At 67.9% G+C, this 22910-nt stretch carries 22 protein-coding genes; 8 read left to right on the top strand and 14 right to left on the bottom strand.

Annotation, left to right across the window (positions count from 1 at the left end):
• Positions 1–14: 14 nt before the first annotated feature.
• The 7 genes from EH209_RS13985 to EH209_RS13955 form a co-directional block, all read right to left on the bottom strand.
• Positions 15–1913 (bottom strand): PAS domain-containing protein, encoded by a 1899-nt coding sequence (locus EH209_RS13985; protein WP_126663466.1) that lies wholly within the window; start codon positions 1911–1913, stop codon positions 15–17.
• 152 nt (positions 1914–2065) lie between these two features.
• Positions 2066–3067, bottom strand: a complete 1002-nt coding sequence (locus EH209_RS13980) for an ornithine cyclodeaminase family protein (protein WP_126663465.1) — start codon at positions 3065–3067, stop codon at positions 2066–2068.
• Between the two features lie 76 nt (positions 3068–3143).
• On the bottom strand, positions 3144–4373 hold the full coding sequence (locus EH209_RS13975; protein ID WP_126663464.1) for a GNAT family N-acetyltransferase: 1230 nt from the start codon (positions 4371–4373) through the stop codon (positions 3144–3146).
• Between the two features lie 88 nt (positions 4374–4461).
• Positions 4462–4743 carry a hypothetical protein gene (locus tag EH209_RS13970; protein WP_126663463.1) on the bottom strand — a complete coding sequence of 94 codons (282 nt, stop codon included), beginning with the start codon at positions 4741–4743 and terminating at the stop codon, positions 4462–4464.
• A gap of 126 nt (positions 4744–4869) precedes the next feature.
• The gene (locus tag EH209_RS13965; RefSeq protein WP_126663462.1) at positions 4870–6027 is read right to left on the bottom strand and encodes a pyridoxal phosphate-dependent aminotransferase; all 1158 of its coding nucleotides are present in this window, start codon (positions 6025–6027) and stop codon (positions 4870–4872) included.
• Positions 6028–6029: 2 nt separating this feature from the next.
• Complete coding sequence (locus EH209_RS13960) at positions 6030–6515, bottom strand: Lrp/AsnC family transcriptional regulator (RefSeq protein WP_008896789.1); 486 nt, start codon at positions 6513–6515, stop codon at positions 6030–6032.
• Positions 6516–6882: 367 nt separating this feature from the next.
• The gene (locus EH209_RS13955) at positions 6883–7569 is read right to left on the bottom strand and encodes a hypothetical protein (protein WP_126663461.1); all 687 of its coding nucleotides are present in this window, start codon (positions 7567–7569) and stop codon (positions 6883–6885) included.
• Between the two features lie 201 nt (positions 7570–7770).
• On the opposite strand from EH209_RS13955, the gene EH209_RS13950 reads away from it, so the two are divergent.
• Together EH209_RS13950 and EH209_RS13945 are read left to right on the top strand one after the other, a co-directional pair.
• The gene (locus EH209_RS13950) at positions 7771–8340 is read left to right on the top strand and encodes a thioredoxin family protein (RefSeq protein WP_126663460.1); all 570 of its coding nucleotides are present in this window, start codon (positions 7771–7773) and stop codon (positions 8338–8340) included.
• Between the two features lie 174 nt (positions 8341–8514).
• Positions 8515–9669 (top strand): mechanosensitive ion channel family protein, encoded by a 1155-nt coding sequence (locus tag EH209_RS13945; protein ID WP_126663459.1) that lies wholly within the window; start codon positions 8515–8517, stop codon positions 9667–9669.
• A gap of 129 nt (positions 9670–9798) precedes the next feature.
• Here the strand turns inward: EH209_RS13945 and EH209_RS13940 are convergent, their stop codons facing one another.
• Positions 9799–10269, bottom strand: coding sequence for a twin-arginine translocation signal domain-containing protein (locus EH209_RS13940; protein ID WP_126663458.1), 471 nt, complete (start codon positions 10267–10269; stop codon positions 9799–9801).
• A gap of 132 nt (positions 10270–10401) precedes the next feature.
• Entirely contained in the window at positions 10402–11508 is a 1107-nt protein-coding gene (locus EH209_RS13935) for an NADH:flavin oxidoreductase/NADH oxidase (protein WP_126663457.1), read from the bottom strand.
• Positions 11509–11761: 253 nt separating this feature from the next.
• On the opposite strand from EH209_RS13935, the gene EH209_RS13930 reads away from it, so the two are divergent.
• The 4 genes from EH209_RS13930 to EH209_RS13915 are packed head-to-tail and all read left to right on the top strand — an operon-like array spanning position 11762 to position 15917.
• Positions 11762–11977 carry a hypothetical protein gene (locus EH209_RS13930; protein ID WP_126663456.1) on the top strand — a complete coding sequence of 72 codons (216 nt, stop codon included), beginning with the start codon at positions 11762–11764 and terminating at the stop codon, positions 11975–11977.
• A complete protein-coding gene (locus EH209_RS13925; RefSeq protein WP_126663455.1) occupies positions 11974–13413 on the top strand; it encodes a sodium:solute symporter family protein in 1440 nt (479 codons plus the stop codon). The genes EH209_RS13930 and EH209_RS13925 overlap by 4 nt, the downstream gene beginning before the upstream one ends.
• Positions 13414–13453: 40 nt before the next feature.
• Positions 13454–14539: a hypothetical protein gene (locus tag EH209_RS13920; RefSeq protein ID WP_126663454.1), complete on the top strand. Its 1086-nt coding sequence runs from the start codon at positions 13454–13456 to the stop codon at positions 14537–14539.
• Position 14540: 1 nt separating this feature from the next.
• Complete coding sequence (locus EH209_RS13915) at positions 14541–15917, top strand: aldehyde dehydrogenase family protein (protein WP_126663453.1); 1377 nt, start codon at positions 14541–14543, stop codon at positions 15915–15917.
• A 15-nt stretch (positions 15918–15932) separates the two neighbouring features.
• Here EH209_RS13915 and EH209_RS13910 read toward each other — a convergent pair whose 3' ends face one another.
• On the bottom strand, positions 15933–16676 hold the full coding sequence (locus tag EH209_RS13910; RefSeq protein ID WP_126663452.1) for an SDR family NAD(P)-dependent oxidoreductase: 744 nt from the start codon (positions 16674–16676) through the stop codon (positions 15933–15935).
• Positions 16677–16810: 134 nt separating this feature from the next.
• On the opposite strand from EH209_RS13910, the gene bluB reads away from it, so the two are divergent.
• Together bluB and EH209_RS13900 are read left to right on the top strand one after the other, a co-directional pair.
• A complete protein-coding gene (gene bluB / locus EH209_RS13905) occupies positions 16811–17506 on the top strand; it encodes a 5,6-dimethylbenzimidazole synthase (RefSeq protein ID WP_126663451.1) in 696 nt (231 codons plus the stop codon).
• Between the two features lie 80 nt (positions 17507–17586).
• On the top strand, positions 17587–18432 hold the full coding sequence (locus tag EH209_RS13900) for a BtpA/SgcQ family protein (protein WP_126663450.1): 846 nt from the start codon (positions 17587–17589) through the stop codon (positions 18430–18432).
• A gap of 24 nt (positions 18433–18456) precedes the next feature.
• On the opposite strand, the gene EH209_RS13895 is transcribed toward EH209_RS13900, so the two are convergent.
• From EH209_RS13895 to EH209_RS13880, 4 genes are all read right to left on the bottom strand, one after another.
• Complete coding sequence (locus tag EH209_RS13895; protein WP_126663449.1) at positions 18457–19779, bottom strand: hydroxyacid-oxoacid transhydrogenase; 1323 nt, start codon at positions 19777–19779, stop codon at positions 18457–18459.
• Positions 19779–20585 carry an N-acyl homoserine lactonase family protein gene (locus EH209_RS13890; protein WP_126663448.1) on the bottom strand — a complete coding sequence of 269 codons (807 nt, stop codon included), beginning with the start codon at positions 20583–20585 and terminating at the stop codon, positions 19779–19781. The genes EH209_RS13895 and EH209_RS13890 overlap by 1 nt, the downstream gene beginning before the upstream one ends.
• A gap of 96 nt (positions 20586–20681) precedes the next feature.
• Positions 20682–21929 (bottom strand): tripartite tricarboxylate transporter permease, encoded by a 1248-nt coding sequence (locus EH209_RS13885; RefSeq protein ID WP_126663447.1) that lies wholly within the window; start codon positions 21927–21929, stop codon positions 20682–20684.
• A 242-nt stretch (positions 21930–22171) separates the two neighbouring features.
• Complete coding sequence (locus EH209_RS13880) at positions 22172–22867, bottom strand: HAD family hydrolase (protein ID WP_126663446.1); 696 nt, start codon at positions 22865–22867, stop codon at positions 22172–22174.
• Between the last annotated feature and the right edge of the window lie 43 nt (positions 22868–22910).

Below are 22910 nucleotides of genomic sequence, written 5' to 3'. Positions count from 1 at the left end.
AGGAGTCGGACCGATCAGGCGTCGCGCTCGAGGGTCGTCACGTCCCGGACCTCGAGTCGCGTGCCGCCGTTCTTGCCGTTGTCGACCGACAGCACCCAGTCGTGGGCTTCGGCAATTGCCCGGACGAGGGCCAGCCCCAGCCCGTCGGTCGCGGCCCCGTCGTCGGTCTCGGTCGTCGGATCGAGGACCCGCTCGTGAGCGGCCGGCGGGATCTCGGCGGCGTCGTCGAGCAGGAAGAATCCGCGAGAACGCTCCCCGTTCTCGAAGCCGACGAGCCCCACCTGGATCGTCACCTCGCTGTCGGCGCGGGCCGCGGCGTCGTCGAACGCCGTCTCGAGGAGGTGGACGAACCGGTCGGCGTCGGCCCGCAGTGTCGCCGGCTCCTCGACGACGACCGAGTCGTAATCGAGTCGGGAGCGCTCCAGCGCCTCGTCGATCGCCGACTCGAGGGAAATCCGGCTGCGGGTGCCGACGGTCGAGGCATTGCGTGCGAACTCGCGGATGTCGTCGACGAGCCGTTCGGCCCGATCGAGCGTCGCCTCGACGGAATCCTCCGCGAGCGGGAACTCCCACTCCTCGTGAGTCTCACCGCCGGCGCCGGTACGGGCGGTGCCGTCGCTCTCGAGGGCGTCGGCGACGGTCGATAGCTGGGCTTTCAGATCGCTCGAGAGGACGTTCGCGACCGACTCGAGGCGTTCGGTCTGGCGCTCGAGTTCGGCGGTCCGCTCCCGGAGGACTTGCTCCTGGTCGGCCCGGTCGAGGGCCGCCCGAGTGTTCTCGACGAGCGTCGAGATGAGGTCGACGTCGGTCTCGTCGAACCGATGGGGCTCGAGCGACCCGGTCATGAGGACGCCGTGGGTGCCGATCGGCGCGATGATCTCCGACCGAATCGGCGTGTCCGGATTGTAGATGTCCTCGACCTCCCGGAGGTCGTCGAACCGCTCGATCTCGCCGGACTCGAAGACGTCCCAGACGAGCCCCTCGCCCGGATTGAAGCGAGGGAGGCCGCCGAACTCGTCGTGGGCCCCTGCGGTCCCGGCGACGGGTTCGAGATAGCCTTTCTCCTCTTCTAACAGCCAGACGCCGCTGATCGGTAGTTCGAGCAGGTCGCTCCCGGAGTGGACCGCGATCGCGCAGATCTCCTCGGGATCGTCGGACTCGAGCAGCCAACGGGTCACCTCGTGGAGCGACGTGACGACGCGCTCGTACTCGCGGCGGTCGGTGACGTCGCGGATCACGGCGGCGACGGTCGCGACGTCGTCTTCGATCGGGACGAAGCGGAACTCGCCGATCCGATCGACGCCGTCGGCGTCGGTAAACGGCACCTCGACGGTCCGCTCGACCGCGCTGCCGATGTCGATATCGGTGATCGCTCGTCCGATCTCGACGGCGTCCTCGGCGGTGATTCCCGCGCGGTCGATGAGCCGTTCGACGTGTTCGCCGACGAGTTCCGAACGGTCGATGCCGAGGGCCGTCTCGGTGGCGTCGTTGACGGTGACGATCTCTCGGGTCCGATCGAGGGTGACGACGGCGTCGTTGACGGCCTCGACGACGGCGGCGTGTTGGGCCAGAGTGGTCTCCTGGACCTTCCGGTCGGTGACGTCGCGCATGTAGACCGAGAGGCCGCTCTCGGAGGGGTAGGCCCGCGCCTCGAACCAGGTCTCGAGTTGCGCGTGGTAGATCTCGAAGGAGACGGAGACCTGTTCGTCCATCGCGCGGTGGAAGCCGTCGGGGAACTGCGTCTCGACGGTCTGGGGGAACTCGTCCCACATGACCCGTCCGATCAACTCCTCGCGGGAGCGTTTCAGTAGCGTCTCGGCGCGCTCGTTTACGTACGTGAAGCGAAAGTCCGTATCGAGCGCGAAGAAGGCGTCGGTCACTCGGTCGACGATCGGGACGGATCGCAGCGTCACGGCTGGTCACCCCCCGCGCCGGTCGGTGCCGGCGCGATGACATCCCCCACTGCGGGACGATCGACCCGCTTCCTCGTTGCGATCATCGACAGCCAGTTGTTCTCTTCCTTTGCGGACCGCATATTTCAGTGTCGTGGCCGAACAACGGCACATCACTCCCGCTCGTACAGCGAAACCGTCGTTCCGAGGCCGCGATCGACGGCCCGGTCGAAGACGAATTCGGCGGTCGCGGCGTCGAGAACCGCCGTCCCGACGCTCTCGAGGACGACGATCTCCGCCGCCGACTCGCGGCCGTCGGCGCCGGCCAGTACGTCCCCGAACGGGCGAACGCCGATCCCCTCGTGCCCGCGCAGGTCGCCCGTTTCGCGGGCTTCGTCGGGAACGTCGGCGAAGACGCGAGCCGCGCGGTCGATCGTCTCGTCGTCCAGTTCGCGCATCCCGGGCGTGTACGCGCCCACGGCGATCACGAGCGCTCCGTCGGCGAGGGCTCCGCCCGAGAAGACTGGCTCAGTGCTTGTCGTCGCCGTGATGACGACGTCGGCGTCCGTCACGGCCTCCCGCGGACTCTCGACCGGCGCCGCCGGGACGCCCAGTTCCGCCTCGAGGTCCCGGGCGCAGTCGATCCGGGAGTCGCTCGGCGAGGTGACCCGGATCGACTCGAGGCGGTCGACGCTGACCGCGGCGGCGATAGCTCGCGTCTGCCAGCGGGCCTGCGTGCCGGCGCCGATGACCGCCACCTCGAGTTCGCCGTCGACGGCGAGTTCGCGGGCGGCCAGCCCGCCGATGCAGCCCGTCCGGGCGCTGGTAACTCGCTTCCCGGCGAGATAGCCGACCGACTGGCCAGTCTCGGCGTTGATCACCTCGATCTGCGCCGTAACCGTCGGGAGTCCGCGCTCGGGGTTGTCCTCGACGACGGTCGCGAGCTTCGTCGCGGCGTAGTCGGCGCCGTGGACGTACGCTGGCATGCAGAGTCCGGTTCCGGCGGGATCGTCGGGGGCGTCCGGGTCGAGTCCCGTTCCGATCGGGTAGTGGGGTCGCTCGGGTCGCTCGAAGTCGCCCGCGCGTTGCTTCTCGAAGGCGTCGGCCACGACCGGCAGCAGTTCCTCGAGGTCGAGGACCGACGCGACGTCGTCGTCCGACAGCACACGAACCATAGTCGAGCATATGCGCTCGAGTACTTCAGTGTGGACGCGACGGCGGCCGCCATCGTCGGCCGCCGGCGACTCGCCTTTAGAAGAATTCGCCGAGGTAGACGTCGGTCTCGGGGAATAGCGCTGCGAGCGTCTCGAACGCCTCGGGCGCCGCCGAATCGCCGACCTCGAGTCGGCCCGTTCGCTCGAGATCCCGTACCGACCGGGTGCCGACGACGAGTTGGGAGAGCGCACCGATCTCGAGGCGGATGTCGACCGCGCCGGTGCCGTCGCCGACGCGCTCGCACGTCACGGTTTCGTCGGTCACCTCGAGGGCGAACGTCCCGTCGTTCCAGTCGACCAGCGGGTCCTCGACGGCGATCATCAGGCTAGCGTCGTGGTCGGGATAGGACAGCGCGGACAGCGTCTCCGCGACGTCGACGATGCGGACCATCGGGCCGTCCGAGACCGTCGTCTCGACCTCGTCGGGGTCACGGACGAGATCACGGATCGGGACGTCCGCGGGAAGGTCGAAGCGGACGCGCTGGACCTGCGACTCGTGTCTGTAGCAAAACGCCAGCAGCGAGAGCAGGGCCTCGCGGTCGGCAAAGACGAGTTCGGAGACGTCCATCCGCCGGTCGCCCTGTCCGCCCTCCATCGCGTAGACGAGATACCCCGCGACGTCGCCGTCGCGCTCATACGCGTAGACGAACGGATCGCGGTCGCTGCCGCCGAAGATGCGGTAGCGCCACCAGTCCGCGTCGCGCTCGAGGGCCAGCCCGTACCGGTTCGCGTGGGTCGCGTAGACCGACTCGAGGCGGTCGTACTCGTCGGCCTCGAGACGACGAAACCGTCCGCCATCGATCGTCTCCCTGGTCGCGACCGACAGCAGCGACGGCTCGAACTCGTGGGTGCGGACCCGGTTAGCGGTATCCCAGCCGTACTGCCGATAAAAGCGGTAGCGGAACGGCCACAGCACCGAAAAGCGGATGTCACGGTCGCGGTACTCAGCCAGCGAGCGGGCGAGCAACTGCCGGACGTGACCGCGTCGGCGGTACTCGGGGGGTGTCGAGACCGACGCTAGCCCAGCGGTTCGGTGGCGGTCGCCGCGGACGTGTGACTCGAGCCAGTAGTGCCGACAGACACAGCGGGGATCGGCGTCGTCGGCCGCCTCGCTCGCGTAGAGGCCGCGCCGGGAGCCAAGCGTCGCCCGCGGCGTCTCGTGTTCGTCCGGATCGTACGCCGGGAGGCCCTCTTCCGGGCTGAACGCGTAGCTACGGTACTCGTGGAAGACGTCCCGTTCGTCCGGGATGGGACGGTAGTCGACCATGCGAACGTGAGCGAGGGCGACCCAGAAAACCCTTCGTGATCGCGAATCGCTGCGCGACCGATTCGCGAACGCTCCACCCGACCGGCCGTCAGTCCAGCAGTGTCAACGCGCCACCGACGATCGCGAGGGCGGCACCGCCGACGGTGAGCCAGAGCAGCCGTCGATCCGGAACCGATTCGGCCGGCGTCCTCCAGAACGCCTCGAAGACCGACCCGGCGACCATTCCGAAGCCGCTGATCGTCAGGAGGACGGGGACGACGCCGAGGCCGCTCGAGCGCAGTCCGGAGAGGCCGATGAGGCCGAGAGAACAACCGCAGATAGCCACCGAAAGGTGGTAGAGGTACGCTTCGCGGCGTAACGAGGGTCTCATAGCAGTTATCTAACCATTCTGAGTGCAAAAATCTACCGAGTGCGTAGTTCGGGGTAGTCGGTTACCGTGTCGGCCTCGAGCGTCGAGCGGGACCGACAGCGGGCGATCGAACGGACGACACCGGTCTCAGGCGTGTTCGTCGACGAACGCCTCGATCCGGGCTAGCGCCTCGCGGAGGTCGTCGAGGCCGGTCGCGTAGGAGATCCGCAGGTGGCCGTCGCCGCCGGCGCCGAAGACGTCGCCGGGGACGACGGCGACGCCCTGCTCGCGGAGGACTTCCTCGGCGAACTCCTCGGCGGTGAAGCCCTCGGGCACTTCGGGGAAGCAGTAGAAGGCGCCCTTGGCCTCGAAGACGTCCATCCCGATCTCGCGGAACCGCGAGAGGACGAACTGGCGGCGCCGGTCGTACTGGCTCACCATCTCCCGGACGTCGTTCTCGCAGGAATCCAAGGCCTCGAGGGCGGCGTACTGGGCCGTCGTCGGCGCCGAGAGCATCGTGTACTGGTGGATCTTGTTCATCGCGGCGATGGCGTCGGCCGGGCCGAGCGCGTAGCCGAGTCGGAGGCCGGTCATCGCGTGGGCCTTCGAGAAGCCGTTGAAGACGATGGTCCGCTCGCGCATTCCCTCGAAGCTCGCGATCGATGTGTGTTCGCCGTCGTAGGTCAGTTCGGCGTAGATTTCGTCGGAGAGGACCGTCAGGTCGTGCTCGCGGGCGAACTCGGCGATCGGCTCGAGGTCTTCCGCGGGCATGATCGCGCCCGTCGGGTTGTTCGGATAACAGAGGACGAGCATGTCGGCCTCGTCGGCGCCCGCTTCCTCGAGTCCCTCGACGGTGAGCCGGAAGTCGTCCTCCTCGTAGGTCGGCACGGGAAGCACCTCGCCGCCGGCGAAGATCACGCCGGGTTCGTAGGAGATGTACGACGGCTGGGCGATGGCGACCGTGTCGCCAGGGTCAACGAACGCTCGGAAGGCCAGATCGACGGCCTCGCTGGCCCCGGCGGTGACGATGATCTCCTCGTCGGGGTCGTAGCCCAGATCGAACCGGTCGGCGACGTAGTCGGCGATCGCCTCGCGGAGGTCACGTCGGCCGCGGTTTGCCGTGTAGGAGGTCTTCCCCTGCTCCAAGGACGTGATCGCGGCGTCGCGGGCCGCCCACGGCGTCGCGAAGTCGGGTTCGCCGACGCCCAGCGAGATGACGTCGTCGCGCTCCTCGGCGATCTCGAAGAACCGCCGGATCCCCGAGGGCGGCACCGTCTGGACGCGATCGGACAGTTCGAACGTCATGGTCAGGGTGAGAACGAGAGTCGCTCGTCGTCTTCGCCGTCGCCGAGCTCGATCCCGTTCTCCTTGTAGGAGGTCATCACGTAGTGGGTGACCGTCTGGGTGATCTCGGGGACGGGCGCGACCTTCTCGCTGATGAACTGCGAGACCTCGCGGATGGAGTCGCCCTCGACCTCCATGTCGAAGTCGTAGTCGCCGCTGACCAGCCGCAGCGCTTTGACCTGCGGGAACCGTGCGAGGCGCTGGGAGATGTCGTCGTAGCCCGTCTCGCGGTCGAGGCGCACGTTCAACTCGACCTCGGCGCGGACGCGCTCGTCCTCGAGCTTGTCCCAGTCGACGACCGCCTGATAGCCGCAGACGACGCCCGTTGCCTCGAGTTCCTCGATGGCTGCTTCGACCTCGTCCTCCTCGAGGTCGGTCATTCGCGCGATATCGGCCGTCGAGTACCGCGCGTTCTCACGAAGCAACTCGAGCACCTCGCGTTCGCTCATACCAACGCGAAGCGCAACCGTGAGTAAAGTTCTAACGTTGTTCGCTCACCGGAGCGGCGGTTCGATCGGCGACCTAGTGGAGCGCGGTTTCGCACTTGGGGCAGATTCGCGAGTGCATCGGGACGCGTCGGTCGCAAGCGGGACAGGTAATTTCCTCCTCCAACTGAAACTGGTATGCTCGATCCATAGAGATCCGTTCGAACGAACACCGACTACTACCATAAGTTACGTCGTAAGCGGTGGAGACTATCCGCACGGCGGGTTAGTCACGAGAACTGAATAGGGGCGGCGGCTCCGAGGTTCAATCGTCGGCGGGACGCGGATTACGGAGGGTCACGGCTGACGATAGATTCCCGGTAGTATCATCCTAGCGGTAATTCTTGAACAGGAGCGCCCGCACGTCGTCTTTCGTCTGGACCTGCTCCGTCGTGCCGTCCGGCAGTTCGACCTCGTAGCGGTAGTCCGCGGCGTTCGATTCCGTCCACTTGTCGTCGTGGGTCTCGAGCAGGCTCATCATCTCATCGAGCATGTCGTCGTCGTCGGCCGAGCCGTCGCTGTCGCTCGAGTCGTCATTCGCGTCGTCGCCGTTGTCAGCGTCCGTCGCGTCGGCGGTGTCGCTCTCGCTTGAGGCGTCCTCGTCGCTCGAGTCGGTCGATTCCTCCGTCCCGTCGCTCTCATCTTCGTCGTCGGGCTCCGGTTCGGACTCGGAGTCGGGGTCGACGACGTCCGCGTCCGTCGCAGCGCCGGGCGCCGACTCGTCGTCGCCGTCGACGGAGTCGTCTTCGATGTAGGAGACCGCCTCGAGGTCGTCCGAAGCCGACTCGCCGTCGATGGCAGCGCCGACCGAGGCGGCGACGTCGTCGGTCGCCGAGGAGTCCAGCTCCGTATCGATATCGACGTCGAGGTCCGGGTTGCCCTCGAGATTGTCGATCAGGAACTGGACCGCGTCGCGTTCGCGGACGAAGCCGTACTTGCCGACGACCTGTTCGGAGATTTCCTCGCGAAGCTGCTGGATGACCGCGTACTGTTCGTCGGTGACCTCGAGCGTTTGCATATGCAGTCGATGCAGCCGGGGGTACAAATATGTAAGTCGTCGTGATCGGTTCGCGCCTCGAGCGCGCCGAGACGAGAGGCCGCCGTTCCGGTCGCTCCTCGAGACGAGGCCGATCACTGGCTGCCGGCCACTGCCGGGCCTCCAGCCCCGCAGATTGCGACGAACGGGACCGTTAAGGGCCGGGAAACCGAACTATCAGATATGGTACTCAAGGAGTCCGACACCGAACTCGAGGCCGGCGATCCGGCCCCCGACTTCGAACTCGAGGGCGCCGACGGCGAGACGCACGCGCTCGACGAGTTCGCCGACAACGAGGCGCTGCTGGTCGTCTTCACCTGTAATCACTGTCCCTACGCAAAGGCGAAGTTCGACCTGCTGAACGAGCTGGCCGACGAGTACGACGACGTCGCCGTCGTCGGCATCAACCCCAACGACGCCGAGGAGTACCCCGACGACTCTCTCGAGAAGATGCGGGAGTACGTCGAGGACGGCACGATCCAGTACGACGCCTATCTGCGCGACGAGAGTCAGGCCGTCGCTCGATCGTACGGCGCGGTCTGTACGCCGGATCCGTTCCTCTTCGCGTGGTCCGACGCCGATGAGGCGTTCCAGCTGGTCTATCAGGGCCGCCTCGACGACGCGCTGAGCCCCGACGACGAACCGACGCGGTTCCAGATCCGGGAGGCCATCAACTCGGTGCTGGCCGGCGAGTCGGTCGACCTTGAGTGGAAGCCGTCGCAGGGCTGTTCGATCAAATGGATCGACAACTGATCGTATCGACCGACCACTCGAGACGGTTACCTGACGACTAACCGTATCGGACAACCGACTGATCGTCGGTCGGATCGGACGATCGTTCCGGGCGGTTGCGAACCTGACTCCGACGGCGGGTTGCGCCTGCCGGGCGTCCGTTAAGAACGCTCGCATTCCTATCACCGACGACGAATGGTCTGGTTCGCTTCGATCCTTCTCGTCGGGCTTACGCTTCGACCCAAGCCGATCCTCGATCTGCAGCGAACGTATCTCGACTTGTTGAGTAGCCAACTGCTCGCGACCGCGCTCCTCACGGTGCTTCTCGTCGCCGGAATCGGCGTCGCCTCCCGGGTGCGAGACCTCGCCCGCCGACGGCGTGGCCGACAGATCGCCGAGGCGAGTTACGTGTTCGTCCTCGGCGGCCTCGTCACCGGCGGCGTCTACGGCTTCAGCGTCATCTGGCGGGTCACGTACATTCTCGAGTACACCCTTTCAGCGATGATGATCGACCGGTGGCTGGCCGCCCAGCAACTGGTCACGCTGGCGATCGTCCTCTCTGCCTACCTCGCGATGCGGTTCGTCAACCGATCGATCGACAAACTCGCGCAGACGCGGGCGCTCACGAAACACCAGAGCGAGGTGGCCTACCACGTCTCTGACGTCGCGATCGTCGCCTTCGCCGCCACGATGATCCTGGCGCTGTGGGGGATCGACCTGACGAACATCTTCATCGGCGCGGGGGCGATCACGGCGGTCGTCGCGCTGACGGCCCGCGAGACGCTGACGGCGATGCTCGCCGGCTTCATCCTACTGTTCTCGCGGCCGTTCTACGTCGGCGACTGGATCGAGGTCAACGAGACCACCGGGATCGTCACCGACGTCACCATCTTCACTACCAAGATCCAGACCTTCGACGACAAACACGTCCTCGTTCCGAACGACGAGGTGACCGACAGCCAGCTGGTCAACTACTCGCAGAACGACCAACTCCGCGTCGACGTTGAGGTCGGCGTCGACTACGACACCGATATCGACCGTGCCCGATCGATCGTCGTCGACGCGACCGAGGACCTCGAGACGGTCAAGAACGCGCCGAATCCGCAGGTGATCGCGAGGGAGTTCGGCGAGTCAGCGATCCTGCTCGAGTGTCGCGTCTGGATCGCCGATCCGACGATGCGGCGCAGGCACCAGGCGCGGACGGCCGTCATCGAGGCAATAATGACGGCGTTCGATCGCGAGGGGATCGACATCCCCTACCCGCACCGCGTCCACGCGCCGCGCGAGGAGAGCTTCCCCGTCGACGGCGGCATCGATCGCGGGAGCGCGGTCTCGCCGCTCGAGGACTGAACCGGCAGGCTCGAGCGGGCCGACGGTCGGAGAACGGATGCGATGGACGGTCGGAAAACGGGATTCGACCGACGACAGATCGCGACGAAACCCAGCGGACGGCAGGCGGACGGGTCGCGGTCGAGATCGTCACTCGACCTGAATCTCCCCCTGCATGTTGCTGTGGGGGTTACAGCGATAGTACGCGATATCCTCGCTGGCCGTAAACGAGAGGGTCTCGTCAGGGTCGCTGGTCAGCTCGAGTTTGTACGCTTCGTCGACGAGCTCCTCGTTTTCGTCCCAGAGCTCGATGTTGTGCGACGCGCTGTCGCCCGCCTCCCAGCCGATTTCGTACTCGGCACCCTTCTCGAGGACGAGCGTCGGGTTCTCGATGCCTTCGATCGCGGCGGGCTGGAGCCCTTTCCAGCCGCTCACCTGTCCCTCGAGCATGATCGTCTCGCCGGCGTCGATCTCGTAGGTGTCGTCGCCGCTCTCGTCACCGTTCTCGTCGTTGCTGTCGTCGTCGCTGTCGTCGTCACCGCCCGTACAGCCGGCAACGGCGACGGCGAGCGTCGATGCACCGGCGGCCTTCAGCACGGTCCGTCGAGTGTGTTCGGTCATGGTAGCTTCACCGAACAGTACCGACCAGGGGACATTGAGCGAGACGTATATTCCCGAGGGGTGGGAGTACGTCCGACTATGTTCGGGCGCGGTACGAGGGGGATCGAACGCGACGGCTCTCAGACCGGTCGACTACCGGACCGCGCGCCGGTACTGGACGGGCCAGTGCGGGGCGGCGTCGTCCTCGAGTTCGGCGGCCGCGCGCAGGCCGAAGTACGGGTCCCGGAGGAACTGCCGGCCGACGAGGACGAGGTCCGCTCGGCCGTTTCGCACGATGGCGTCGGCCTGTGCGGGTTCGGTGACGCCGCCGACGGCGCCGGCGGCGACGTCGCTTCCCTCGCGGACGGCTTCCGCCAGGGGGACCTGGAAGTTCGGCCCGCCGGGAACCCGCTGATCGGGGTGGAGCCCGCCGGAACTGACGTCGACCAGATCGACGCCGAGGTCGGCGAACTCCCGGGCCAGCCGGACGGACTGGTCGATGTCCCAGGACTCGCGGTCGTCGAGCCAGTCGGTGCCCGAAATGCGGACGAAGACGGGCTTGTCGTCGGGCCAGACCTCGCGGACCGCCTCGACGACTTCGCGGACCAGTCGTGTGCGGTTCTCGAAGCTCCCGCCGTACTCGTCCTCGTGGCGGTTCGTCGCCGGCGAGAGGAACTCGTGGAGCAGGTAGCCGTGGGCCGCGTGGACTTCGGCGATTTCGAAGCCGGCCGCGAGCGAGCGTTCGGCCGCCTCGCGGTAGGCGTCGATCACGGTCTGGACGTCGTCGTAATTGGCCTTCCGCATCGCCGGCCGATCGCCGTCGAACGGCGGGTAGGCGTCGGGCGACGGCGAGAGCACTTCCCAGCCTTCCGCGCCGTCGGGGTCGGTCTCGTCCGGCGCGATCGGAACGTTGCCGTCCCACGGGCGCCGCTTGCTGGCCTTGTGGCCCGCGTGGGCGAGCTGGATGCCGGGAACCCCACCCTGCTCGCGGATGAACTGGGTGATCGGCTCGAGCGCCTCAGCGTGCTCGTCGCTCCAGATGCCGAGGTCGTGGGGCGTGATCCGCCCGCGGGGCTCGACGGCGGTCGCTTCGGTCATCACGATGCCGGCCCCGCCGACGGCCCGGCTCCCGAGGTGGATGCGGTGCCACTCGGTCGGGAGTCCGTCGGTGTCACAGGAGTACTGGCACATCGGAGAGACGGCGAGTCGGTTGGGTACCTCGAGATCGCGCAGCGAAAGCGGAGAGAACAGCTCTGACATCGGCGCGGTAGTAATCACGGCGACGGGAAAACGACCGCGGAGGGAGCGGGGATTGCCCGTTTCGAAGGACCGGCGGCGCGGCGGCGCGAGCCGATTTCTACCGTCTGGAGGTATCGCCGTGACGTGGTCCGAGCACAGTGTGTATTCGCCGGTCTCGCGGCCGCGACGACCGTACGTCCGTTCCGCGGGAGCGATCGATCGACGCGCCGTTCAACAGATTCAAACCGCCCAAACGCGGTTATACAACCCACTTATGAAAAATTCGACCGACGACCGCCTCGAGCGCGGTCTCTGGATCGTCTTCGGCGGACTGTTTGCGGTGATGGCCGCGTCGGTGTACGCGCCCGTCGAACCGATCGTCGGCGTGTTTCCGCTCTGGTCGATGGTGGCGTTGCTCGCGATGCTCGCGACCGTCGTCGTCGCCGGGATCGCGGGGATCGGCTACGGCTGGCCGAGTGAGGGACGATGAACGGAACGGTCCTCGCCATCGTCGGCCTCTATCTGGTCGCGACGCTAGCGATCGGCTGGTACGGATACGTTCGAACGGGGGCGACGCCGGCCGAGTACTTCCTCGCGGGGGGGACTCTCGGACGAGTCGTCTTTCCGCTGACGATGTTCGCGACGTTGATGAGCGCCTTCATCTTCCTCGGGAGCGCCGGCTGGGGATACCAGCACGGGATGGGGTGGTTCGCGCTCCTCGGCGTCGAGGCGGTCGCCGGGATCCCGCTCGCGCTGATCGGCCTCCGCGTGTGGCGGGTCGGACGTGATCGGGGCTTTCTCACGCCGACGGAACTAATCGGCGCGGCCTACGACAGCGACGCGGTGAAGCTGGCGGTCCTCGTCGCGCAGTTCGTCTGGGCGATTCCGTACCTCGCGATCCAGGCGATGGGCGGCGGCCTGCTGTTCGAGTCCATCACCGACGGGGCGATCACGTTCACGCAGGGTGCGGTCTTGCTCACCGTCGTCACCGGGATCTACCTCACGCTCGGCGGCCTTCGGAGCGTCGCCTGGTCCGACGTCCTGCAAGGCATCGCGGTCGTCGTCCTCCTCGGCGGCGCGGTCGGTTACCTAATCCCCGCGCTCGAGCCCACCGCGGTGACGGCGGAGCTGGCGAGCGACACTGAGCTGCTGACGCCGGCGGGCGAACTCGGCTTCTTCACCCCCGGCGTGTGGGTCTCGTTCCTGTTGATGAACGCGATGGCGATGATCGCCTACCCGCAGATGTTCCAGCGGTTCCTCGCCGCGGAGGACGAGCGCGCGTTTCGGTCGCTGCTCGTCTGGTGGCCCGTGATGGTCGTCGTCGCAGCGCTCGTCCCCGTCCTCCTCGGCGTGTGGGGCGCCGCAACGATGCCCGGCCTCGAGGATCCGGACGCGATCCTGCCGGCGCTGCTCTCGGCGCACGCGCCGCCGTGGATCTTCGGCGTCGTCATGGGCGGCGCCCTCGCGGCGATGATGAGCACGGCCGACAGCCTCGTGCTCACGCTGTCGTCGATCGTCTCTCGAGACCTGTATCGCGCCCACCTGAATCCGGACGCGAGCAGTGGCAGGGAGACGTGGGTCGGCCGGCTGACCGCGGTCGTCCTGTTGGGCTTCGGGCTGGCGATCGCGCTCGTCCAGCAGGGGACGATCATCGACCTCGCGGTCTACTTCATTCAGGGGAACGCGCTGTTGCTTCCGGCGTTCCTCGGCGCGCTGTACTGGCGGCGGGCCTCCGCGTGGGGCGCGCTGGCGTCGGTGTGTTGCGGCCAGGCGTACTTCGTCGCGGCGGAGTTCGGTCCCGCGCCGTCGTTCGCGTTCCTCCCGTTCGTTCCCGCGCTGGCCGTCGCCTGCGGCGCCCTCGTCGCCGGATCGCTGCTTTCAGCGCAGTCGAAGACGACCGCGCTCGTAGCGACGAACAGGTCCTGACTCCACCTCACGTCACGAACAGACGATCACACTCACCATCATGATGGAGACGACGTACACGAACCCGCACGCATCGACCGACGCCACGCTCGACGAGTGGGTCGAAACCGTGGTCGCGACCCACTTCGATCCCGACGGCGGCACCCCCTACTGGCTTGAGTGGCAGGACGACCGCGGAATCGACGTTCACGAACGCGTCGACTCGTTCGCGGACCTCCGAGACGTCTTCGACCCGTTCGACGAAGACGTCCTCCGAACGCTCCCCGCCACGGAGTTCGCGCCGCAGTCGCTCGAGGGCGATCGGCGCGTCTACGAGACCGGCGGGACGACCGGCGCGCCGAAGCGGGTCGTCATGCGAGACTACTGGCGCGAGCAGGCTCGCTGGACGGCCCGCCTGCTTGCGGAGTGGGAGTTCCCGACCGGGAACGTCCTCGGACTGGCCCCACCGGGCGGCGCGAACAACGCCGGCACGTTCGTCCAGCACCTCGCCCACGAGTGGGACGCGCTGCCGTACCACGTGACGATGGACCCCCGGTGGGTCAAGCACCTCTCCGAGCGACCTGACGATCGCGAGTTCGACGAGTACGTCGACCACCTCCTCGAGCAGGCCGAGCGCGTCCTCGAGAGCCAGCCGGTCACGGTGTTGTTCACGACGGCGCGTCTGCTCGAGCGGCCGCGGGTTCGAGACCTCGTCGCCGACTCCTCGATCGAGGGAATCGTCCACGGCGGCACCGCGCTCGACCGGGACACCCACCGCGTCTTCCGCGAGGAGTGGTACGCGGACGTCGCCCTCGCCGGCGAGTACGGCAACACGCTGATGGGCGTCGCCCCGGAGGCGCCGCCGTCGCTCCGCGCGCCGTCCGAGCGGGCGTACCACCTCGATTACGTCCCCTGCTACCCGTACTTCGTCCCGGAAATCGTCGACGACGACGGCGAGGTCGTCCCCTACGGCGAGCGGGGAACGGTGCGACTCACCGTCCTGACGGAGGAGTTCTTCCTCCCGCTGCTGCCGGAGCGCGACGCGGCGATCCGGATCGAAGGGGCGGGCGACCTGCCGTGGGACTGGGTCCGCACGCCGGGCACGAGCGACCGGGCGAGCGAGGACGCCGTCGAAGGGGTGTACTGACGTGCTCCCGGTCGTCTCCGACGGCGAGCGGGAGACGGTCCGGTCGACGACGGTCGCAGGGATCGATGGCCCCGTCGCCGAGGTGGCGCGAGCGCCGACTGTCCGCGTCCGCGATGCGCTCTCGACCGCTCGAGAGGAGGGGTTCGACGCCCTCGCGGACGTCCCGATCGCGGAACTGCTCGACCGCCTCGCGACCGCGGGCGCGTTGTTCCTCGGCGAGGGTGCACCGTCAGCCAGCACCGATTCGCTCGAGCCGTTCGAGACGTACCGCCGACGCGTTACCGAGGCGACCGGGCTGCCGGCCGGCTGGGTCCGAACCAGCGCCCACTGGCTCGCCGTCGGGCTCCGACACGCCGCCGAGTCGCTCCGGGCGCAGTCGCCGACCGGCGGACTCGACGTTTACGACGACCCGACCTTCACGCGGGAGACGACCGTGGGACTCGCGTTTACCCCTCGAGTTCGGGTTCTCGGCGCGTCGATGCCGGCCAACGACCCCACCGTCTACGCATGGCCGGCGCTGGCGCTCGGGATGCGGATTCCGATCGTCCTCCGCCCCTCGGACCGGGAGCCGTTCACCGCGATCCGGTTGGCTCGAGCGTTGCTCGCCGCCGGGATCCCGCCGTCGGCGGTTCACGTCCTGCCGGGGAATCGGGCCGTCGGCGAGACGATCTGCCGGGAGGCCGACCACGCCCTCGCGTTCGGCGGCGCGGAAGCGGTCGCGCCGTTTCGCGACGATCCCGCCGTTGAGACGTACGGGCCCGGGGAGAGCGTCGCGATCGTCGGCCGCGATCCGACGGACCGGGAACTGGACGCACTGGCCCGCGGCGTCCGTCGCGCCGGCGGACGGGCCTGCTTCAACCTCACCCGGATCGTCGCGACCGGGGACTGCGATCCCGACGCCCTCGCCGAGGGAGTGGCGGATCGGCTGGTCGGTGCCGACGCGGGCCCGCTTCACGACGACCGCACCGACGTTCCCGGGTTCGTCGAACGCGAGGCGGCTGTCCGAATCGACGACGCGATCGCGGCCATCGACGGGTCGGACGTCACCGCCGCCGACCGCGAGACGCGCCTCGTCGAGCGGGACGGCGCCGCCCGACTGCTACCGACTGTCCTCCGAACCGACGAACTCGTGCCCGAGTTCCCGTTCCCGTTCGTCGGCGTGACCGAACGCGAGCGGTCGGCGCTGCCGGACTGCCTCGAGGGCGCCTATCTCGCGGTCGCGATCGGCGACGACGGCCTCGAGCGGCGGCTGGTTCGCTCGCCCGCGTTCAGAAAGGTCTACGGCGGCGGCTATCCCGCGAGCGTCGACCTCCGGGAGACCCACGAGACGTACCTCGCGTCGTTCCTCTACGAGACGACGACCTACGATCCGGCGTAGCGCCGCCGGCTCCGCTCAGTCGATCGACATACCGCCGTCGACGCGGAGCACCTCGCCCGTCACGAACTCGTGGGCCGCGAGGAACCGGACCGCCGTCGCGACCTCCGCCGGCGTCGCCTCGTAGCGATCGAGGAGCGTGTCGACGGTGTGATGGCCCCGGAAGCGGCGCTCCTCGAGCGATTCGGTGATCTCGTCGTTCATCGGCGTGTCGACGGGGCCGGGTGCGACCGCCGACACGCGAATCCCGTCAGGCCCGAGTTCGCGGGCCAGCGCTCGCGTGGCTCCCACGAGGCCCCCTTTCGAGGCCGCGTACGTGACGTCGACTGTCCCGAGTTCGGCCGCGACGCTGCCGACGTTGACGATCGCTCCCTCGGTCTCGCGAAGCGGATCGACCGCGGCCGCCGCGACGTTGATCGCCCCCTCGAGGTTGGTCGAGAGGACGTCGCCGACTCGCGACGGCGCGGACTCGGCCGGCCCCGGGGCGACGACGCCGGCGGCGTTGACGACCGTCGACAACGGACCCAGTTCGGCGGCGCCGTCGACCAGCGTCCGTGCGTCGTCGATATCGGCGACGTCTCCGCCGACGACCGTCGCCGTTTGCCCGCGAGACTCGACGACGTCGGCGGTCCGCTCCGCGCCGCCCTCGTCGGTGTGGTAGCCGATCGCGACGTCGGCGCCTGCTCGAGCCAGTTCCGCCGCGATCGCGCGTCCCACCGCGCCGGATCCGCCGGTAACGAGTGCGGTTCCCTCGATCTGCATGCTCGAAGAGAGCCCGGTCGTCCAGTTAAGCCCTCTGTCACTCGATTCGGCGGGAGAAAAGCGACCGGCCCGCTACGCTCGCCGCGGTCCCACACCCAAAACCGATATACAAGTACATCTTTACTACCGCGACTATGGTTAAATTCAGTTCGAGCGAACGAGAGGCGATTTACAAATCCATCTACGCGCGCCGAGATATCAGACGCTTCAGCGAGGAGCCGATTCCCGATGCGGTGTTATCGCGGTTGCTGGACGCTGCACACCACGCGCCCAGCGTCGGCTTCTCGCAGCCCTGGGACTTCGTCGTCGTTCGAGACGACGGCACGAAGGCCGAGATCGCATCGATCGCCGAACGGGCGATCGCCGCCGCGCGCGAAGGGTATCGGGAACCGCGGAAGTCAGACTTCGGTCGGCTGAAACTCGAGGGGATCACCGACGCACCGGTGAATATCTGCGTTACCTGTGACCCGACCCGCGACGCGCCCCACGTCCTCGGTCGCAACACGATGCAGGAGATGGACGTGTATTCGACGTGTCTGGCCGTCCAGAACCTCTGGCTCGCCGCTCGCGCCGAAGGCGTCGGCGTCGGATGGGTGTCCTTTCTCTATCCCCACGAACTCCGCGACGTACTGGACGTTCCGCCGCACATCCGTCCGGTCGCGTACCTCTGTGTCGGCTACCCCGAAGACGGATTTCCGCGGGAACCGGTCCTGCAACGCGAGGGCTGGCGCGAGCGCATCGACGGCGACGAGCTGATACACGAGGGTCGGTGGAATCCCGACAAAACTCCGGAGACGCCACCGCAGTCGCACTCGAGGACGAGCGACTGACCCTCCGTCAGCAGCCGCCGACTCCGGTCGCGCTAACGATGTCCGCGATGATTTATCTCGCTGGCGGTGCCAGCGCCGCTATGCCCACGGCTACGCCGCTCCGAACGCGCTTCGACGCTGACCGACCCGTCGTCGGAATGGCCCACCTCCCGCCCTTGCCGGGCGCACCGGAGTTCGACGGCGACCGCGACGCCGTCCGCACGCGCGCCCTCGAGGACGCCCGCCGTCTCGAGGGCGGCGGGATCGACGGACTCGTCCTCGAGAACTTCGGCGACGCGCCCTTTCACCCCGACGACGTCCCGAAACACACCGTCGCCGAGATGACCGCTGTCGCGACCGAAGTAACCGACGCCGTAGACGTCCCGGTCGGGATCAACGTCCTGCGCAACGACGCCGACGCCGCCCTCTCGATCGCCGCGGCGGTTGACGCCGATTTCGTCCGCGTCAACGTCCACGTCGGCACCGCCTCGACCGATCAGGGCGTTCTCGAGGGACGGGCCCACGAGACGCTCCGGCTTCGCGACCGGATCGACGCCGACGTGGCGATCCTCGCGGACGTCGACGTCAAACACGCGACGCCGATCGGCAACCGATCGATCGAGCGGGCCGCCCTCGAGGCGCTCGAGCGCGGCCGCGCGGACGGCGTGATCATCTCCGGGCCCGGTACGGGCGCCGAGACCGCACTCGAGGACGTCGAGTGGGTCGCCGACGCCCTGTCCGAGCGGTGCAGTGACGACTCCGAACCGCCCGTCTTCGTCGGCAGTGGCGTCACGACCGACACCGTCGCCGACTGCTTCGCGGCCGGCGCCGACGGCGTCATCGTCGGCACGGCGTTGAAGGAGGACGGCGAGACGACGAACCCCGTCTCGAGCGAGCGCGTCGGGGACCTCGTGGCCGCGCGGGTCGCGGACTCGAGTGCAGACTGACGTTTCCGGCCGGCCGACACGGCTCTACTCCCAGTTGTACAGCGCGTCCCGGAAGATCTCCGCCGCGTCGGCTTCCGTCACCGGTCGCGGGTTACAGCGCAGCAGTCGCTGCTGGGTCTCGACGGTCTGGCTCGCAAGCCAGTCGATGTCCTCCTCGGTGACGCCGGCGAGTTCGTTCAGTCCGCTGGGGACCACGTTTAGGTCCCGCTGGAGGCGGACATACTCTTCTCGAGCGCGGTCGGCGGCCGCCCGCGTCCCGAGCCCGTCGGTGTCGGCGCCCAGCATCTCCGCGACGCGAACGAACCGCTCGGGGTCGCTGGCGACGTTGTACCCCAGCGTGCTCGCGGGCGTGAGGACCGCGATCGTCTCGCCGTGGTAGGTGTGATACCGGTTCCCGACGGGGTAGGCCATCGCATGACAGAGGCTCGCGCCCGCCGTGAGCCCGGCGATGGCGCCGAAGAGGGCGCCCTTGAGCATCGCCGCCCGCGCCTCGAGGTCGTCGCCGTTGTGGACCGCGGTCCGGACGTTGCTCGAGAGCAACTGAATGGCCTTCTCGGAGAACATCTCGGTGAGTTCCGTCCGACCGGCGTAGACGGGCCGTGTCTCCGGATCCGACGCCCGCAGGAGGCCGTCGAACGTATGGGTCGTGTACCCCTCGATAGCGTGGCCGAGCGCATCCATCGCCGTCTTCCCCGTTGTCTCGGGCGGGAGCGTCGTCGTGAACGTCGGATCGAGTACGGCCGCGTCGGCACGGATGTGGTTGCTCGAGATCCCCTCCTTGATATCCTTCTCCTCGACCGAGAGGATGGCGACCGGCGAAATCTCGGCACCGGTCCCGGCAGTCGTCGGCACGAGTACCAGCGGCGGGCCCGACTCGGTGAGCGACTCGCCCGCGCCGGTCGGCTCCGCGATGTAGTCGAGTACCTGCCCGCCGTTGGCGATCACCGCGCGGGTGGCCTTCGCGACGTCGATGCAACTGCCGCCGCCGAAGCCGACGTAGAAGTCGTAGCCCGCCTCGCCCTCGTTCGCGCGGACGAACTCGATGCAGCGGTCGACGTTCTCGATCGACGGCTCGCGTTCGGCGCCGTCCCAGACGGTGACGTCGTAGCCCGCGTCCTCGAGGTGATCCGTGACGCGGTCGACGTGGCCGACGTCCGCGAGCGTCTCGTCGGTGACGACGAGACCGTGTGGGTCGTCCGCGGCGTCGACACCCAGATCGGAGAGCTGAAAGCCCAGTTCTTCGACTGCGTTGCGGCCGAACCGGATCTGGGGCATCTGGAGGTGCCAGACCGTCTCCGGCCCGAGGTCGTGTTCGGGCGCCGACACGGAGCGGTCGTAACCCGACATCAGTTCCCCCACCCGTCTTCGATCTCGGAGAACTGCTCGGTGTCGTGGCCGTAGACGACCTCGGCGTCGTGGCGGCGCTCGAGCTCTTTGATCCGCTGGAGGCTGTCGAACCACTCGGTTTTTCCCCAGAGAAGACTTGCGCCGAGCGGTTCCTCCGCTTCGTAGTTCGGCGCCTGATAGACCTGATCGCCGGTGAAGACGAGGGTCCCGTCGTCGTCGAGGTGGACCACCGTGCCCGTCAACCCGGGCGTGTGGCCGGGGAACCGGACGAACTCGACGTCGGTGAAATGCTCCTCGCGGTCGCGGTGGACGACCTCCCAGTTCAGGTCGTGGTCGAAGTCCTCGAGGATGTACGCGCCGCTGCCCTTGTCGGTCTTCGCGCTGTAGTAGGCGAACTTGAGTTCCCGCTCGTGGACGTAGATCGGGACGTCCGTCCCGTCGAAGAACTCGAGTCCGCCGGCGTGGTCGAGGTGCAGGTGCGTCTGGAACACCGCATCGATGTCGTCGAGGCGGTATCCTGCCGCCTCGAGGTCGTCGTCGAGCCGATGTTCGTGGGCGTCGTGCGGGTAGAATGCCTGCGAGAGCGCCTCCGGCCAGTGGCCCTCGAGGGCCTCGTGGTGAGAGCCCGTGTCCCAGAGGATCGTCGCCTCAGGGTGGTCGATAACGAGGTTCCAGACCGGGATTTCCTCGTAATCGAGGTCCGGATTCGGCTCGTCGTGGGTTCCGAGGGTCTGGCCCTCGATCATGTAGTTCTGGTCGCACTCGAGGCCACCCCGGTGGATCACATCGACGGTCGCGTCAACCATTTGAAGACACCGCGAGTTCCTACACTGATTTCGCGAAAAAATGTTTGCGTGAGGATCACACCCAGAGATGGTGGCGAGCACTTTTGCCGGCGGCGGTCACGCGCCGACGATCAGCGGGCCGATCAGCACGCCCATCAGGTGGACGCGGCGGGCGCCGACGCGAATCGGAACCAGTCCGACCGCGGTCGCGACGGCGAGGACGCCGACACCGATAAACCCGGTAAAGAGATACGAGAGACAGCACAGGAGCGCGAGGACGGCAACCGAAATTTTCCAGTAGTCCGTCCGACCGACGAGGTCGAGATAGGCGTCCCCGACGACGATCACGAGGACGAAGCCGACGCAGCCGGCGAGGACGATCCCGGCGACCAGTACCGGCAACTCGAGGGGTGCGTTTACGGTGTCGAAAGCGACCATTACGCCGGTCCGGGGCTGGCCGATGGCGACCAGGGCGAACAGCGCGAAGATCGTGTTCGCCGTGTCGACGCCGCTCGTCGCGACGATGTAGCCGCGATCGCCCGATCGACCCGGAACGACCACGAGGGCCGCGACAGCGGCGATCGCCGCCGAGATGCCCGGAATGTAGCCGACCACGGCGCCCGCGAGCGCTCCGGCGATCGCCGTCACGCCGACGAGCGGTCGGGACATCGCGATCGACTCATCGCGCTGGGGCGGTACCCCGCCGCCGCGGATCGCGTCGATCAACACCGGCGCGCCGAACAGGCCCGCGAACAGCGGCGCGAGCATCCCGCCGGCCTCGAGGGGCGCATCCGTCGCGAGATCGAGCGTCAGCACGCCGAGCGTCGCCGCGAGCGCGAACGAAACGAGGCCGCCGAGGCGGGTCCGCCACGTCCGTTCCGACGCGATCAGCGCGACGACGACCATCGCCAGCACGAGCGAGAGGTGGGCCTGGATCGTCGGATACGCGGCCGTCACGCCCCGCGTGACCGGCACGGCCAGTGGGACCGCCGCGAGGACCGCGAGTAAACTGCCCAGCGCCGAGAGCCGGATCGCCTCGTAGCCCCGGCCCTCGAGGACCAGCCGGTGACCCGGCAGCGCGGTGATGGCCATCTCGGCGTCGGGCACCCCGAGCGCCATCGCGGGGACAGCATTGACGAACGTGTGGACGACGCCGACCGCGAGCATCGCACAGCCGACGAACAGCGGCCGGCCGGGGATCGACGGCGCGAAGCCGGCGAGCAGGAGGGCGAAGTTGTTCGCGTGGAGCCCCGGGACGAGCCCGCTACAGCAGCCCAGCGCCGCGCCGGCCAGGAGCCACGCGAGCAGTCCCAGCGTCAGCGACGGCTCGGCGAGGATCTCGACCGACGCGGGGACAGCGGTCATCGCTCTCTCTGGCCGCGGCTCGTCGGATAAACTCGAGGGTTGATCGAACGACGGGACGAGATACCGATCGCTACGGCGTTCAGAATTATCGGAGTGAGCGCGACGTCGTATCGGCGATCGGCGCCGTCTCCAGTCGGGTCACTGAGCCCCAGCCGTTCCCAGCCCAGTCGAGCCCGACGTAGCTGATCATGTCGTTTCTCCGAACGGTTCCGGCGTCACTCTATCGCCTCCGGCTGGTCGGCTCAGCGCGACGACTCGAACGGAGTCCGAACGGGTGCCGGAAGGGATTCGGGCTCGAGTAACTCCTTGACGTTCGAGACGACGGCGTCGGCGGCCGCTGCGGGCTCGTCGCCCTTGGGATCGTTATCTCCTGTCACGTACACCGTCCGGAATCCGGCGTCGCACGCGCCGACGATATCGGCCTCGTAGTCGTCGCCGACGAACACGTACTCGTCGGCCGGCAGCCGCTCCATCGCGGCGTCGAAGATCCGTCGATTGGGTTTCCACGCGCCGACGTCGCTCGAGACGACGATTTCGTCGATCGATTCGTCGAATCCGTGGCGCTCGACTTTCGCCCGCTGCTGTCGCCCGTCGCCGTTCGTCAGGATTCCGGTCGGACAGGTCTCAGCGACCCGCTCGACGGTCCGCGTCGCCGTGGCCGGCACAGTAGTAGCCCCGAGTTCCCGCTCGCGGTACTCCCGGGCGAGCGTCTCCGGCGCCGCGTCGAGTTCCGTCGCGGTCGCGACCGCCTCGAACGCCTCGCGGTACGGGTCGGCCTCGCAGCGCTCGAGGGCCTCGAGCAGGCGGTCGACGTACGTCTCATAGGCGGCGTCGGTCAACTCGCCGTACGGGGAGACGGTCGCCTCGAACAGGTCCGCGAACGGGACCGCGTAGGTACACAGCGTTCCGTCGAGGTCGAAGTAGACGGCGGTCGTCACACGCCGTTCGTCTCGCGGCGCGGAGAAGTAGCTGTTCGTCCGT

Source organism: Haloterrigena salifodinae (assembly GCF_003977755.1).
Taxonomy (GTDB): domain Archaea; phylum Halobacteriota; class Halobacteria; order Halobacteriales; family Natrialbaceae; genus Haloterrigena; species Haloterrigena salifodinae.
This window is presented reverse-complemented; position numbering and strand designations above follow the sequence as displayed.